The sequence below is a fragment of the Pontibacillus marinus BH030004 = DSM 16465 genome (assembly GCF_000425225.1).
Classification (GTDB): Bacteria; Bacillota; Bacilli; order Bacillales; family BH030062; genus Pontibacillus; species Pontibacillus marinus.
The window spans coordinates 142163-157976 of record NZ_AULJ01000013.1 but is presented as its reverse complement, the minus strand read 5'-3'; the positions used below and the strand labels follow the sequence as shown (position 1 = coordinate 157976).

Annotated in this window: 16 protein-coding genes; 15 read left to right on the top strand and 1 reads right to left on the bottom strand. The window is 36.6% G+C overall.

Translation table 11 applies throughout. The features are described 5' to 3' along the window. Window positions 1-124: 124 nt before the first annotated feature. Window positions 125-913, top strand: coding sequence for a carbon-nitrogen family hydrolase (locus H514_RS0103850; RefSeq protein ID WP_027445764.1), 789 nt, complete (start codon window positions 125-127; stop codon window positions 911-913). Between the two features lie 42 nt (window positions 914-955). Here the strand turns inward: H514_RS0103850 and H514_RS0103845 are convergent, their stop codons facing one another. Continuing rightward, entirely contained in the window at window positions 956-2056 is a 1101-nt protein-coding gene (locus tag H514_RS0103845) for an NAD(P)/FAD-dependent oxidoreductase (RefSeq protein WP_027445763.1), read from the bottom strand. A 224-nt stretch (window positions 2057-2280) separates the two neighbouring features. Between H514_RS0103845 and H514_RS0103840 the strand changes: the two genes are divergently transcribed. The 14 genes from H514_RS0103840 (at window position 2281) to H514_RS0103775 (ending at window position 15807) form a co-directional block, all read left to right on the top strand. Then, window positions 2281-2508: a sulfurtransferase TusA family protein gene (locus H514_RS0103840; protein WP_027445762.1), complete on the top strand. Its 228-nt coding sequence runs from the start codon at window positions 2281-2283 to the stop codon at window positions 2506-2508. 56 nt (window positions 2509-2564) lie between these two features. Then, on the top strand, window positions 2565-3044 hold the full coding sequence (locus tag H514_RS0103835) for a DsrE/DsrF/DrsH-like family protein (protein ID WP_027445761.1): 480 nt from the start codon (window positions 2565-2567) through the stop codon (window positions 3042-3044). 132 nt (window positions 3045-3176) lie between these two features. After that, entirely contained in the window at window positions 3177-3956 is a 780-nt protein-coding gene (locus tag H514_RS0103830) for a sulfite exporter TauE/SafE family protein (RefSeq protein WP_027445760.1), read from the top strand. 146 nt (window positions 3957-4102) lie between these two features. Beyond that, complete coding sequence (locus H514_RS0103825; RefSeq protein ID WP_027445759.1) at window positions 4103-5722, top strand: ABC-F family ATP-binding cassette domain-containing protein; 1620 nt, start codon at window positions 4103-4105, stop codon at window positions 5720-5722. 200 nt (window positions 5723-5922) lie between these two features. After that, window positions 5923-8085, top strand: a complete 2163-nt coding sequence (locus H514_RS0103820) for a PAS domain S-box protein (protein WP_027445758.1) — start codon at window positions 5923-5925, stop codon at window positions 8083-8085. 175 nt (window positions 8086-8260) lie between these two features. Further along, window positions 8261-8533 carry a YhdT family protein gene (locus tag H514_RS0103815; RefSeq protein ID WP_027445757.1) on the top strand — a complete coding sequence of 91 codons (273 nt, stop codon included), beginning with the start codon at window positions 8261-8263 and terminating at the stop codon, window positions 8531-8533. Beyond that, the gene (gene panF, locus H514_RS0103810; RefSeq protein WP_027445756.1) at window positions 8530-10038 is read left to right on the top strand and encodes a sodium/pantothenate symporter; all 1509 of its coding nucleotides are present in this window, start codon (window positions 8530-8532) and stop codon (window positions 10036-10038) included. The genes H514_RS0103815 and panF overlap by 4 nt, the downstream gene beginning before the upstream one ends. A gap of 27 nt (window positions 10039-10065) precedes the next feature. Next, window positions 10066-10860, top strand: a complete 795-nt coding sequence (locus H514_RS0103805; RefSeq protein ID WP_027445755.1) for an MBL fold metallo-hydrolase — start codon at window positions 10066-10068, stop codon at window positions 10858-10860. A gap of 218 nt (window positions 10861-11078) precedes the next feature. Next, window positions 11079-11783, top strand: a complete 705-nt coding sequence (locus tag H514_RS0103800) for a LysM peptidoglycan-binding and 3D domain-containing protein (RefSeq protein WP_027445754.1) — start codon at window positions 11079-11081, stop codon at window positions 11781-11783. 102 nt (window positions 11784-11885) lie between these two features. Continuing rightward, window positions 11886-12080, top strand: coding sequence for a YfhD family protein (locus H514_RS0103795; RefSeq protein ID WP_027445753.1), 195 nt, complete (start codon window positions 11886-11888; stop codon window positions 12078-12080). Window positions 12081-12555: 475 nt separating this feature from the next. Beyond that, window positions 12556-13080, top strand: a complete 525-nt coding sequence (locus tag H514_RS0103790; protein ID WP_027445752.1) for a type 1 glutamine amidotransferase domain-containing protein — start codon at window positions 12556-12558, stop codon at window positions 13078-13080. Window positions 13081-13178: 98 nt separating this feature from the next. Further along, entirely contained in the window at window positions 13179-14147 is a 969-nt protein-coding gene (gene uvsE / locus H514_RS0103785) for a UV DNA damage repair endonuclease UvsE (RefSeq protein ID WP_027445751.1), read from the top strand. 117 nt (window positions 14148-14264) lie between these two features. Beyond that, the gene (locus H514_RS0103780; protein ID WP_027445750.1) at window positions 14265-15077 is read left to right on the top strand and encodes a fumarylacetoacetate hydrolase family protein; all 813 of its coding nucleotides are present in this window, start codon (window positions 14265-14267) and stop codon (window positions 15075-15077) included. After that, window positions 15052-15807 carry a fumarylacetoacetate hydrolase family protein gene (locus H514_RS0103775; protein ID WP_027445749.1) on the top strand — a complete coding sequence of 252 codons (756 nt, stop codon included), beginning with the start codon at window positions 15052-15054 and terminating at the stop codon, window positions 15805-15807. The genes H514_RS0103780 and H514_RS0103775 overlap by 26 nt, the downstream gene beginning before the upstream one ends. Window positions 15808-15814 lie beyond the last annotated feature (7 nt).

Genomic DNA, 15814 nt, shown 5'->3' with positions numbered 1-15814 from the left:
TATAAGCCTTATCCTATTTTTTATTAAACAATAATAATATTATGTAAACAGATGTGTTTTATTTGAATGTTTCGACTTCTTTTCGATAGGCTAGATATATATAAGAAGATAAGGAGGATTGATCATGAATCTGAAAATTGGCTGTTTACAAATGGATGTAACTTACGGAAATCCTGAAGAAAATAGAGAAAGTATTCAACGTAAGATAAATTATTTACATAAAGAATTAAATAATGTCGATATACTTGTTCTCCCTGAACTATGGGACACAGGGTATGACTTGTCCCGCTTATCTCAAATTGGTGATTGGGAAGGGAGAACTGCACAAAGTTTCTTGTCTAAACTAGCAAGACAAAATGACTTTAGTCTCATAGGTGGCTCGATCGCCAAAACTAACGAACAAAGTTCAACCAATACCATGTATGCTTATAACAGAAATGGTGTAAAGATAGTTGAGTATAGCAAAGCCCACCTTTTTCAATTGATGGATGAACATCACTATTTGAATAGCGGTGATCAAAAAGGTTCCTTTGAAATAGAAGGAGTTCCTAGTACAGGTATGATTTGTTATGACTTACGTTTTCCGGAGTGGATTCGAACCCATACATCTGAAGGGGCAGAAATTCTGTTTGTTGTAGCTCAATGGCCTTTAGCAAGAATTGATCATTGGAGGTCATTATTGATTAGTCGCGCTATAGAAAATCAATGTTATGTAATTGCATGTAATCGTGTAGGGGAAGATCCTAAAACAGAATTTGGTGGTCATTCAATGGTCATAAACCCATGGGGGGGTGTAATCTCCGAGGCTGGTACGGAAGAAACTTTTCTCACTGCCACTATCGATGTAGATGAAGTGAAAAGAATTCGAAAACAAATTCCAATATTTCAGGATCGACGTCCTGAAATCTATTAAATGTACACAAAAAACGCTTGGATTCACCAAGCGTTTTTTTCCTTACTTATTTTCAAAACTTTTATACGTATCCATAAACTTCTTATCAATTCGGTGTTTTAGTAGCCATGCTAACTTCCCTTTAAGAGCAATACCTCCGTACAGTAAGAATCCTTCTTTATTTCCAATAGACATGATCGCTAAATACTTAGATTGTGGTTTATAATATTGTCCTTCGCCCGTAGATAAGAAACCCTTGATATTTTCCCAAAGTACAGGAGCTTCTCGTATAGCAAAAACCCCATTTTTAGGAGTGTCAGGTGCGTGACTTAAACTCACACAGTCTCCTGCACCGAAAATAGAAGGATATTTTTCTACTTGTAAAGTGGACTCCACTTGTAAGTAGCACTCATCATCAATTGGTAAATTAGATAGTCGAAAAAGTTCTGGAGCTCGGGGACCTGCTAACCACATCACATCTTTGTAGTTAAATTTGTTATTCTCTGTTATTACTTTCGTTGAGTTCATTTCTTGAACATTTTCATTTACATACAGTTCGATACCACTATTTTCTACAATATTTGTTATCTTTTTAGAAGTCGTTTCAGGGTAGTTTTCAAGCAACCTAGGAGAACCACTTAGTAACGTAACAGGTGTTTCATAACCATGTTTAGAACGCCAGGATTGAAGAGATAGTGCGATTTCAGTCCCCGCTACTCCACCGCCTACAATAATAGGGTTTTGACTTTTTCTCATCTGTTCAATCATTTCGGGGAAGTGATAATTCGGTTTAATTCTTCTTGCATATTCCTTAACCCCTTTAAGATCTGTATGTGCCGTTAAGGAACCAATGTCAAAAGATAAGGCATCATAACTTAACACTTCCCCTTGATCAGTTAGTAGAATCTTTTGTTCTGGGTCTACGGATACAACCGCCTGCTTATACCACGATAGGTTTGCTTGGTTACTTAACTCCTCTAGATTCACTCGTATTTCATCTAGTTCATATATTCCTTCTGTGTAACCACTAAACATACCAGAATAGTATTGATACTCAGAAGGAGATATAAGGACTACCTCTACATCAGGTAATGGGTTAGTGATTAAATTTTTAATGATATGTAAATGGGCATGCCCTGCTCCGGCTAAAATTAATTTTTGCATTTAGATTCCCTCGCTCATATTTGAATTGCTTTCTATGATATCAAAAGAAATGTAGAAATAGAAAATGAAGCCTTTTATCTATTGTTATTCAGGGATTTAATTAGGCATATACCCTCTGGGGTTGACATCAGTTCTTATACGTATTATGATACCCATATAGGTATTGAAAGAAAGCAATTATATATTTAAATTATACTGAAAAGAATTTCTAAGGAGGACTCAACATGAATGTTGATAAACAATTAGATGCTAAAGGGTTAGCTTGCCCAATGCCAATCGTAAAAACAAAGAAAGCAATCGGTGAAATTGAAAGTGGTCAGGTTCTTGAAGTTGCCACTACAGATGCTGGTGCAAAGCAAGATCTAACTGCTTGGACATCTTCTACTGGACACACACTGTTAGATGATAAAGAAGAAAATGGTGTATTTACGTTCTGGATTCAAAAGGGATAAATTTTACGTTTAAAAATACCCTTACAAGTATAAGTAATAACTAGAGGAGGATCAACATGTCTGAAACAAAAAAAACGAACATTATTTTATTTAGCGGAGATTATGATAAGGCCATGGCTGCTTATATTATTGCGAATGGGGCAGCAGCTTATGATCACGAGGTTACGATTTTCCACACTTTCTGGGGACTAAATGCTTTACGTAAAGACGGCAAAGTAGAAGCACAAAAAGGATTCTTAGAAAAAATGTTTGGTAAAATGATGCCAAAAGGTGCCGATAATCTAGGCCTTTCTAAAATGAATATGGCTGGTATGGGACCAAAAATGATTAAAAAGGTTATGAAGAAGCACAATGCACAAACTGTACCAGAGTTAATTGAAATGGCACAAATGCAGGATATTAATCTAGTTGCATGTCAAATGACTATGGATTTACTAGGTTTCCAAAAAGAAGAGCTTCTAGATGATATCACGTATGCAGGTGTAGCTGCTTATCTAGCTGATGCTGAAGATGGCAATGTGAACTTATTTATCTAAGCATATAGAAGGGATTTAGTCCTTATTAAGGACTAGTCCCTTTAATATTTAATTTTTAAATACCCTACTGGGTAATTATAAAATATATGATTATTGGACGTAGAAAAGGGTTTTACTGGAGGAGGCATATTTATGGATATTATGTTTTGGATCACCATATTTTTAATTGGGTTTGCAGGTTCCTTCGTTTCAGGAATGGTAGGGATCGGAGGCTCCATAGTTAAGTACCCTATGTTATTATATATACCACCATTATTAGGTTTTACTGCCTTCACAGCACACGAAGTAGCTGGTATTAGTGCAGTGCAAGTATTTTTCGCCACAATAGGTGGTGTGTGGGCATATCGTAAAGGTGGATATTTAAATAAGCAGTTAATTCTTTATATGGGTGTAAGTATCCTTATTGGTAGCTTTATTGGTGGATATGGTTCTAAGTTAATGTCTGATGATGCTGTAAACTTGGTTTACGGATTACTTGCCACCATTGCTGCTGTAATGATGTTTATTCCTAAAAAAGGTCTAGAGGATCAAAATTTACAAGAAGTAAACTTTAATAAAACAATTGCAGCATCTCTTGCTTTCATTACAGGTATAGGTGCTGGAATTGTAGGGGCAGCAGGTGCATTTATTCTTGTTCCAATCATGCTTGTTGTATTAAAGATCCCAACTCGGATGACAATTGCAAGCTCTCTTGCTATCACATTCATTTCTTCCATCGGTTCTACGATCGGTAAGGTAACGACTGGACAAGTTGAATATGTACCAGCTGCAATCATGATCGTGGCTAGCTTATTAGCTTCACCACTTGGTGCAAATGCAGGTAAAAAGATTAATACAAAAATTTTACAAACGATATTGGCTTTACTCATCCTGGGTAGTGCTGTTAAGATTTGGGTAGACTTTTTCGGATAAGAGAGGAGGGATTGTTCTTCGGAGCAATCCTTTTTTGTGTTCTGTAAATGAAAACTTTAAGATAAAGTATGCATGCACTATCTATCTGAAGACTCTTTTGATATAATTTCGATGGAAACAATTCAATATTGGAGGATTATGATTATATGCTTAATGTTCAAAACGTGAGCCTACGCTTTGGCGATCAAAAGCTTTTTGAAGACGTTAATATAAAATTTACTGCTGGTAACTGTTACGGGTTAATTGGAGCAAATGGTGCCGGAAAATCAACATTCTTGAAGATTCTTTCTGGAGAGATTGAATCTCAAACAGGGGATGTATCTCTAGAAAAAGACAAACGAATGGCTGTATTAAAGCAGAACCACTTCGAATACGAAGAATATGAAGTTCTTCAGGTTGTGATCATGGGACACCAACGCCTATATGAAGTAATGAACGAAAAGAATGAAATTTATATGAAAGCGGACTTCTCTGAAGAGGATGGTATGAGAGCTGCAGAACTTGAAGGCGAATTCGCTGAAATGAATGGTTGGGAAGCTGAGTCAGATGCAGCACGCCTTTTAACAGGTCTTGGTATTTCAGAAGATCTTCACAACAAAAAGATGGCAGACTTAACGGGTGCTCAAAAAGTAAAAGTACTTCTAGCTCAAGCTTTATTCGGAAATCCAGATGTACTACTTCTTGACGAACCAACCAACCACCTGGATATCCGTGCAATCCAATGGTTAGAAGAATTCCTTATTAACTTTGAAGGTACAGTGATTGTGGTTTCCCACGATCGTCACTTCCTTAATAATGTTTGTACGCACATTGCTGACTTAGACTTTGGTAAAATCCAAATATATGTAGGTAACTATGATTTCTGGTATGAATCCAGTCAGTTAGCTCAAAAGATGGCGAAAGAAGAAAACAAGAAAAAAGAACAAAAGGCCAAAGAGCTTAAAGAATTTATTCAGCGCTTCAGCGCAAACAAATCAAAATCAAAACAGGCAACGTCTCGTAAGAAGATGCTTGATCAAATTACACTTGATGATATCCAACCATCTTCACGTCGTTATCCTTATGTAGCCTTCAAACCAGATCGTGAAATTGGAAATGATCTTTTACACGTAGAAGGTTTAACAAAAACAATTGATGGCGTTAAGGTTCTCGATAATGTAACCTTTACAATGAATAAAGATGACAAAATTGCATTAGTGGGGGACCACGAAATCGCATATACCACACTATTTAAAATTATCATGGGTGAAATGGAACCAGATGCTGGTACGTACAAATGGGGCGTAACAACATCTCAGAGCTATTTCCCTAAAGATAACTCAGCTTTCTTTGAAGAGAACGACAAGAACCTAGTTGAATGGTTGCGTCAATATTCTCCAGATGATGAGACAGAGACGTTCTTAAGAAGCTTCTTAGGCCGTATGTTATTCTCTGGTGAAGAAGTGAAGAAGAAAGCAAAAGTCCTTTCCGGAGGCGAAAAAGTACGTTGTATGCTTTCTAAGATGATGCTTAGCGGTTCCAACGTACTTGTACTAGATGAACCAACAAACCACTTAGACCTAGAGTCGATCACAGCATTAAACGAAGGTCTAATAAACTTTAAAGGTTCCATGATTTTCACATCACACGACCACCAGTTCATCGATACAATTGCAAATCGTATCATAGAAATCACGCCAAATGGCATGATTGATAAGTATATGTCGTATGATGAATTCGTGAATGATGAAAAAGTTGAACAACAATTAAAAGAACTAGCTCAATAAGAGTGATGAAAGTGTAAGGGGTTATTACCCCTTACATTTTTTTACGATTTAATCCAAACAGTAAAAGAATATTGTCGCTTCCTGTTATAATATTGAGAAATGTGCGCTTACCCGGGAAATGGGAAATGAACATAACCTTTTAAGTATGTGTTTTTTCCAGTACAATTGAATAAAGATAAAAGGGAGGGGAGGAATTAGGAGTGGAGGTTTTACTCAATACATATAGCTCTGTAATCATGCTCATCGCAGTTATTTTAACTTTAATGACATCTTATACGTCTCTTGATTTATTCTCATTATTACATACTTCAGATCGACATAAACGTTCTTTGTTTTTAGCGGGAATATCATCCATGGGAATTGGTATTTGGGTTATGAACTTTCTAACAATGCTTGCTGAAGAGCCGTCTAATATAGCTAGTAACCAGCTATCAATCTCATTACTTTCGTTCATATTAGGCGTTTCCTTTACAGGGATAGCATTTTATAATGTCATCAGCAAGAAGAAACATTACCTATTTATAGGTAGTCTCTTATTAACATTAAGTGTGTTTTCTAACCATGTTATGGGGATGTACGCTTCCAATGTTGGTGTACGTTATGATATCGGAATCTTTATTTTATCAACTCTTCTAATTTATGGCTCATTTTTATTTGTTCTATGGATTCTTACCTATTATAATTTTGCAACGAACGCAAATAATTTATGGATCAAACCACTTAGCTCCATCATCGTAACTGGAGCTATATTAGAAGGGTATATTTTACTTACGCAAGCAGCTCAAACCGATATTAAGGATTCAATCCTAAGTGATTCGTCATCAGCACAAGATTCTTTTGTGCTCTATCTTGTATTATTCATCTCGATCCTAATTATTGCTGGATTGCTTTGGTCTAGTACACTTATCAGTAATCGACTTGCTACGAGTGATTCTTATATCAATGATATTAAGTTCGCCTTAGATGAATCTTCAATTGTTGCGATTACAAATGCTCAAGGGAAAATCACGTATGTGAATGATAAATTACTAGACATTACAGGTTATGAAGAATATGAACTCATAGGTCAAGATCATAACATGTTAAATTCAGGATACCATTCAAAGGAATTTTTTAAAGATCTATGGAAAACGATTGGATCAGGAGAAGTGTGGAAAGGTGAAATTAAAAACAAGAAAAAAGATGGGTCTTTTTATTGGGTAGACACAACAATTGTTCCTTTCTTAAATAAAAAAGGCAAACCCTATCAGTACATTGCGATTCGAACGGATATTACTGATCGAAAAGAAGCAGAAGTACAGTTGAAAGAAACGGTAAAAGAAGTTCAGGACATTCAATTTGCATTGGATCAATCCACCATTGTAGCTATTACGGATGAAAAAGGAATCATACAGAATGTAAATGATAAGTTTTGTGAGATATCAAAATATAGTCGAGAAGAATTGTTAGGGGAAGACCACCGTATTTTAAATTCAGGTTTCCATGATAAAGCATTCTTTAAAGATTTATGGAGAACTATCGGATCTGGTGAAGTATGGAAAGGTGAAATTCGTAATAAAGCCAAAGATGGCAGTTATTATTGGGTAGACACAACCATCGTTCCTTTTATGAAACAAAATGGCAAACCCTATCAATATTTAGCGATACGAAATGATATTACAGAACGCAAGAAAACAGAAGAAGTACTTCGTAGACAGGATAAACTTAGTGCAGTTGGGCAATTAGCAGCTGGGGTGGCTCATGAAATCCGTAACCCATTAACTTCCATACGTGGATATGCAGAATTTCTACAACTAGATGAGGAAGAAGATGAACGAAGTGAACTTTTAGCTATCATAACGGAAGAAATTGAACGTGTGAATGATATTGTGGAAGACTTCATGATGCTAGCAAAACCCAAAGAAGTTCAATTAGGTACAAAAAACATCGTTCCAATGATTCAACATGTTATGCAGCTATTGGATTACACGGCACGAAAAGCCAAAGTGCAAGTGAAATTCGATTGTTCCCTTGATGAAGTTAAAGTGAATTGTGATGAGGGGCGATTGAAACAAGTATTCCTCAATTTTATTAAAAATGCGATCGAGGCAACACCAAAAGGTGGGGAAGTTAATGTGAAATGTCAGCTAGAAGCAGATCAGGTTCATATCTTTATACAAGATACTGGTGTTGGCATTTCAAAAGAACAACTAGACAAGATTGGAGAACCATTTTACACAACTAAAGAAAGTGGAAATGGGTTAGGGTTAATGGTTAGTTTTCAAATTATCCAATCTCATAATGGAAAGGTTCTAGTGGAAAGTGAACAGCATAAAGGAACTACTTTCCAAGTAACATTACCCACTTTATCAAATTCAGCATGATAGTAGTTAGAAGAGCTTGGGAATCCCCAAGCTCTTACTTATTTTTCTAGTATTACGCTTTCTCGAAATGAAGCCATACGATAGAATTGATTATATATACATTTCTCATGTATAGTAGTAGTGCTTTATTTCTTTATTACTTTAATAGAAGCATAAAAAAAAGGAGGGAACGTAAATGAAAAAGACCGATCTGCGATTTAAAGTTGCAAACAGAGAAGCTTTAATCGGTGTTGGATTGGCCATTTTTAATTTCGTTTGGTGGTTTGGACTTGCTTATGGTTTGGGAGATCGAACACCAGAAGATTATACATATATTATGGGATTACCATCTTGGTTTTTTTATAGTTGTATATTAGGTTTCTTAATTATGGTCGTTTTAGTCATTGTTGCAGTAAAGTTTTGGTTTACTGAAGTTCCTCTCGATGATGAAGGAGGAAACCTAGAATGAATCTAACAATTATCATATCCTTGGTTGTATTCTTAATCACAATTTTTATGGTAGGCCTTTGGGCCAGTCGTTATGTAAGATCCTCTAATTCATTCCTTCAAGAATATTTCTTAGGTGGTAGACAGTTAGGCGGATTTATTTTAGCAATGACCATGACAGCTACATATGGGAGTGCCAGTAGTTTTATTGGTGGTCCAGGGGTAGCCTATACCCAAGGACTCGGTTGGGTATTGCTAGCCATGTCTCAAGTGGTAACAGGATACTTTGTTCTTATGGTTTTAGGGAAAAAATTCGCAATCATGGCAAGACGCTATAATGCTATTACTCTTATTGATTTTTTAAAAGAACGCTATCAAAGTAAATGGGTTGTTCTTTCTGCAGCCTTTAGTATTGTGATTTTCCTGTTTTCAGCTATGGCAGCTCAATGGGTTGGTGGAGCACGTTTAATAGAGTCCTTAGTGAAAATAGAATATGAAAGTGCTCTATTTATTTTTGCTTTATCCGTTCTTCTTTATGTCATTATTGGTGGATTTCGTGCTGTTGCACTTACGGATGCCGTACAGGGTACGATTATGTTTTTTGGAACATTTATTTTGTTAGTGGCAACCATCATCGCAGGTGGGGGCATTGACCAAATTATGACTGACTTAGTTAACGAAAACCCGAACCTAGTTACACCATATGGAGCAGAAGGCAACCTTAGTGCTACATACGTGTCTTCCTTTTGGATATTAGTTGGGGTTGGTGTTGTTGGATTGCCTCAAGTAACGGTTCGTGCAATGTCATATAAAAGCTCTAAGTCTATGCATCGTGCGTTAATCGTAGGAACGATAGTTGTCGGATTCATTATGTTGAATATGCATTTAATCGGTGTTTTTGCTCGACCGATCCTTCCTGGAATTGAAGTTGGCGATAAAGTGATGCCGCTTATCGCTCAAGAAGTACTTCCTCCATGGCTTGCTGGGTTAGTTCTAGCAGCTCCGATGGCAGCGATTATGTCTACAGTAGATTCTCTTCTACTCTTAGTTAGCTCTGCAGTAGTTAAAGATGTGTATCTGAATTATATTAAGCCTTCAGCAAGTGAAAAAAAGGTTAAACGATTAAGTATTGGCATAACAGCTTTTTTAGGAATAAGCGTGTTTTTACTAGCACTACAACCACCTGATTTATTAATTTGGTTAAACCTTTTTGCCTTTGGTGGTTTAGAAGCAGCATTTATTTGGCCTGTTGTACTAGGATTATATTGGTCGAAAGGAAATAAATACGGAGCTTTAGCTTCCATGCTTGTAGGAATTGGATCCTATATCTTTATCGATCAATATTCCAAAGCATATCCAAAGTTTGACGTTCATCCAGTATTAACGGAAATTTATCAATGGTTTGAACCAATTATGAACATTCTTCCGGGTATGATGGAGGTTCATACAGTCGTATATCCAGTCTTATTGTCCTTACTAGCTTTTGTTATTGGTAGCTTGTTAACAAAAAATAAAACTCTGCAATAAACTATTTAAGGTTTTGGAGGAGTACTTATGGTTGATATTATACAACATCAAGACGTAACTGCTATTAAAGGAACAGTCACATACAGCTCTGTAACATTACAAGTTTATAACTTTATAACCGATGGCATGCTGATTGACACAAGTACTATTCAGTTACTTGATGAACTTATCCCAGTTTATAAGAAGTATCCGGTTGATTTTGTTGTGATTACACATGCACATGAAGATCATACTGGTACTGCCAATTGGCTACAAAACAATCTGGATGTTCCGATTTTTATTCACCAAATGAGTATTGAAGAAAGTAAAAGAGAGGCGGATTACCCTCAATATCGAGAATTGGTCTGGGGAATTCGAAAACCTTTTAAAGCAAAACCGCTTCCGGATTCTTTTCAATCACGTAATGATTCTTGGGAAACGATTCATACGCCAGGTCATGCTCAGGATCACTTGGCTTTATATAATAAAGAGAAAAAGATTCTTTTCTCAGGCGATTTGTTTGTAACCCCTAAGCCTAAGGTTATTATGGCAAGTGAATCCATCCCAAAAATGATTCAATCGCTAAAAAGAGTTCTCACATATGACTTTCAAGAAGTATTTTGTTGTCACGCAGGCTATCTTCCAAATGGAAGAATCCTTCTAAAACAAAAATTAGACTATTTACATGACCTGAAAGAAAAAATAGTAAATCGATATAATAAAGGAATGTCGTTGGAAGAGATTGACCAAGAGTTGTTTCCCATCACACCTCCTATAGCACCCTTTTCAAGATATGATTGGGATTCAAAACATATTGTTAAATCTATATTAACGGATATATGAGAGTCTTCATTCTGAATTAGATACCCAATATTTCCAATAGGCGATAGAGCATCCGTGCTTTATCGCTTTTTCTATGTCAAAAGGTCTAATTTGTCATCTTTTTGTTAAATAGATGTAATGCTTGCAATTGAATCGTTACTAGACTGTTCTTTGATTCAATCTATTCTCTGTTATAGTAGAATTTAGTAGCTTAATAGCTCAATGGGGAGGCATCACGAATGAAAAAAACAATCATGAGTCTAGCAACAGTTGCAGGATTATCTGCAGCACTAACAACAAATGTATATGCAGCAGAAAGTATAGAAGTAGATCCTGGAGACACACTTTGGGGATTATCCCAAACACACGATGTTTCCGTAGCTAATCTAAAAGATTGGAATAACCTTGATTCAAATCTTATTTACCCAGGAGATCAACTTAAGGTAGTACCAGCAACAACAAACACACGTGTGGATAGTAATTCAAACTCCTACACCGTTCAATCAGGTGATACACTTTGGGCTATTTCTCAAAATACTGGCGCTAGTGTGAGTCAAATTAAAGGATGGAATGGTTTACAATCTAACACCATCTATCCTGGACAAACTTTAGCCCTTTCAGGTGGAGTAGAAACCAAAGAAACAAATGATGTTGCTCGTGAATTAGAAGTATCAGCAACGGCTTATACAGCAAATTGCGCTGGATGTTCAGGTGTGACAGCAACTGGTATAAATCTTTTAGAAAATCCAGATAAAAAAGTAATTGCTGTGGATCCTGATGTTATTCCTCTAGGTACAGAAGTGTATGTTGACGGATACGGTTATGCTGTGGCAGGGGACGTTGGGTCTGCGGTAAATGGAAACAAAATTGATGTATTTATCCCTTCAAGACAAGAAGCGCTGAACTGGGGTAGAAAACAAGTAACTGTTCAAATTCTAAAATAAAACATACAAAGGCTGTCTCTATCCATGAGGCAGCCTTCTGTATATCTTTTTTCGATTTTGGAATTCTAAATATGAATCGCTAAATCTGAAAGGAGAATCATTATGACTCGTGGACAAAGTAAAAAAGGGGCAGACAAAACAAAATCCCGCTTACCTCAAACCCCTAAAAAAGATATTGTAGAAGATGGACAGGACGTTGAATTTTCTCAAGAGTTTGCTGATCAAGACGATTTAAAAGCTCAACAAAGAGAGAAAGAAGCAGATCAACGAGCAGCGCAAAGAAATCAACAACAATAAGTGTTGAAAGCTATCCAGCTAATGGGTAGCTTTTTCAAATTACAAAAATATTATATGATGTAGATGTCTAGCTCCAGCGCCCAGTAACGAATGGACTTGGGCCCACACGACGTGGGTCAGATCGGCGTTGTCACAGGACGTGACGAACTTAGTCGATCATACTTTCTCCGTACGATAAGTCAACATCGATTCGTTCCACTCCCAAAGAGTTTCCTTTACACGTTTGTGACATGAAATTTTAACAAGGAACAAAATCGACGTAGTTAAAATTTCTAGGTGAAAGTACCACGGCAACTAAGCTTCTGTCTGCGCCTGTCGGCTTGCCAATCAGCAAGTTTGGTTAATCGTACTACGGGCTCAGTCCAGTCCCTTCGTTACTAATAGGTCGCTTGCGCTTTTCTAATATATCATTTGAATTTTAATGCTTTATCATACAAAATAGGAGCGAATCCTTTAAATATTGGAGGTAAGCCTTTTGAAATTACAAGACAAAAAGGTCATTCAAATAGTAAGTGACGATTTTGAAGATCTTGAACTATGGTATCCCGTAATGCGGTTACGTGAAGAAGGAGCAACTGTTCGCATTGTTGCTGAGAAGCCTGAAGAAGAGTATATCGGAAAGTACGGTGTTCCCGTCGTTTCTGATCTAACTTTTCAAGACATCGATCCAAATGATTATGATGCAATTTTAGTACCTGGAGGTTGGTCTCCAGATAAACTGCGTCGATATGAAGATGTTTTAAATATGGTCCGTGAAATGGACAAGCAGGAAAAACCAATCGGACAAATTTGTCACGCAGGTTGGGTACTCATTTCTGCAGATATTTTAAATGGGCGCAAAGTGACAAGTACACCAGGTATTAAGGATGATATGATGAATGCTGGCGCTACATGGATTCACGAACCTGTAGTTGTCGATGGTCACATTATCTCAAGTCGTCGTCCGCCAGATCTGCCTGACTACATGCGTGAATTTATTAAAGTCTTAGCAGAAAAGTAATTTAAAAAGCTACACGATAAACGTGTAGCTTTTTTTGGTATACAAGTTCCTATTTTACAGAAACTATGCTTATTCCATAAAAGGTTAGGAGTAAAAGGATGACACTTTTTCGACTTGGCTATGTAGCAATGAGCGTACATGTTCAAAATGCTTCTCCATCACAGACGATGACTTATAGCCGTTTTCAAAAGCTTCAAGATCGGGAAGCAGCAATTGCAAAGCTTGAACGTATTTCTAAATCAAATATTAATAATACACTTCGCTTATTGAAACATAATAAAGCTCTTGATATAGAGTTTTTTCGATTAAGCTCTAAACTTGTTCCATTAGCCACTCATGAGGATTTAAAGGATTGGGATTACATTCATGCATTAAAAAATGAGCTAAGAGAGTTGGGGAGTTATGCCAAAAGTGAAAACATGCGTATTGACTTTCATCCAGATCACTTTGTTGTGATTAATTCCCCAAAAGAAGACAAGTTTAAAGCTTCTATTAACGTCTTAAAATATCACTATAAGTTACTTCATTCTATGGGCATTGATCCGACTCATCGCTGTGTTCTTCATCTTGGAGGGAGCTATGATGATAAAGCGAAGTCTCTGGAACGTTTCATCGAAAATTGGGGTTCTGTACCAAGAGGCATTCAAAAAATGATTATGATTGAAAATGATGACACGATTTATACAATGGATGATTGCTTATATGTTTGTGAAAAGCTTGGAATTCCATTTATATTCGATCTCCATCATCATATGGCCAATCATGAGGATTCTAATTGGTTGAAAAACTGGGACAGGGTACTGAACACTTGGGAACATTCCCCGCTTCCAGTTAAAATGCATATCTCAAGTCCAAAAAGCGAAGCAGAATTTAAAAGTCACGCAGATTATATAGATCCAGAAATGTTCTTAAACTTTGTTAAATCTGTTAATCAATCTACTGATCAAATCGATTGTATGATTGAAGCGAAAAAGAAAGATGATGCTTTGTTTATTCTAAGAAAAACTTTAGGAGAACAGTCAAACATCGAATTCAATACAGAAGCAACATTTCAACTAAAGGATTAAAACTATATGATTTTAATATGCCATTAAAATTGTTTAAATATTTTTTATATTTAAACGAACATGATATATTAAGGGAATAAGAGTGTATTTCTTTATTTTTAGAAAGGGGTGTTGCATATGAGCCAGGTGAAATTGCACCTATCAGGCCAGAAAAAACCAACAGAAGCAACCCTTCAATCGAATAACAAGATTGAAGTAAATGGAGCTACTTATTCCCAGAATGATTTACAGTTGGATGCTCCTATAGACGGTACAATTTATGGAGTTATTCTAAATTATAAAGGAGCCTTAGAAGAGTTAGGCAGCCAGATGTATGAAGCCCCACACAAACAACCTCCACAAGCTCCAATTCTTTATATTAAGCCAGCGAACACAATGAATGCACCAAATCGTGCTGTTCCAATGCCAAGTGGGGAAACTCAATTGGAAGTTGGAGCTTCTATTGGCATTGTTATTGGTAAAACAGCATGTAAAGTTACAGAATCAGATGCTATGGAATATGTTCAAGGCTATACAATCGCTAATGATATTTCGATCCCTCATGAAAGCGTTTACCGACCGGCTGTTAAATATAAAGCACGAGACGGATTTTGTCCCATCGGTCCTTGGGTGGTTGAAAAGGAATCGATAAAAAATCCTGATGATTTTAAATTACAAGTCTATGTAAATGATGAACTGCGGCAAGAAAACTCAACTATGAATCTAGTTCGTTCTATCCCCAAATTGATACAAGACATCACAGAATTTATGACTTTAAATGAAGGAGATTTGCTTTTAACTGGAGTTCCAGAAAATGCTCCACTTGTGAAGGCTGGAGATCATGTGAAAATCTCAGTTAAAGGGATTGGAGTGCTTGAAAATATAATTAAACATGAAAGTGATTGGATGTTAGGAGGGGTTTCAAATGAAACGAGCTCGAGTCGTATATAAAGGTTCAATCTACAAAGCAGAAGAACAACAAGGGAACATTAAGCTACATAATGGGCTTTTTGTTTCTGAGGATGATATAGAATGGTTACCACCAATTGAGCCAGGGACTGTATTTGCATTGGGATTAAATTACTCAGATCATGCTAATGAACTTTCTTTTAAAGCTCCTGAAGAGCCACTCGTATTCCTTAAGGGGCCAAACACCTTTACGGGTCATCGTAGCCAAACACACAGACCTTCTGATGTAACACATATGCATTATGAATGTGAGTTAGGTGTTGTCATAGGTAAACAAGCTAGAAATGTGAAAAGATCTGATGCTTATGACTATGTAGCAGGTTATACAATAGGTAATGACTACGCATTTCGTGACTATCTAGAAAACTATTATCGTCCAAACTTACGTGTGAAAAACAGGGATCATAGTACACCGCTTGGACCATGGTTTGTAGATGCATCTGATATTGTTGATCCAATGAACTTACAACTTCGAACGTATGTAAATGGAGAAATGACGCAAGAAGGATCTACAAAGGATATGGTTTTTGGAATCCCATCTTTAATTGAATACTTAAGTGGATTTATGACCCTAAACCCTGGAGATATGATTTTGACTGGAACCCCAAAAGGGACAGTTGACACAAAAGTAGGGGATGAGGTGGTTACAGAGATAGAAGGGATCGGCTCGCTTCATAACACGATTATTGGAGACGATGAATTTATCTATTAAATGGGGG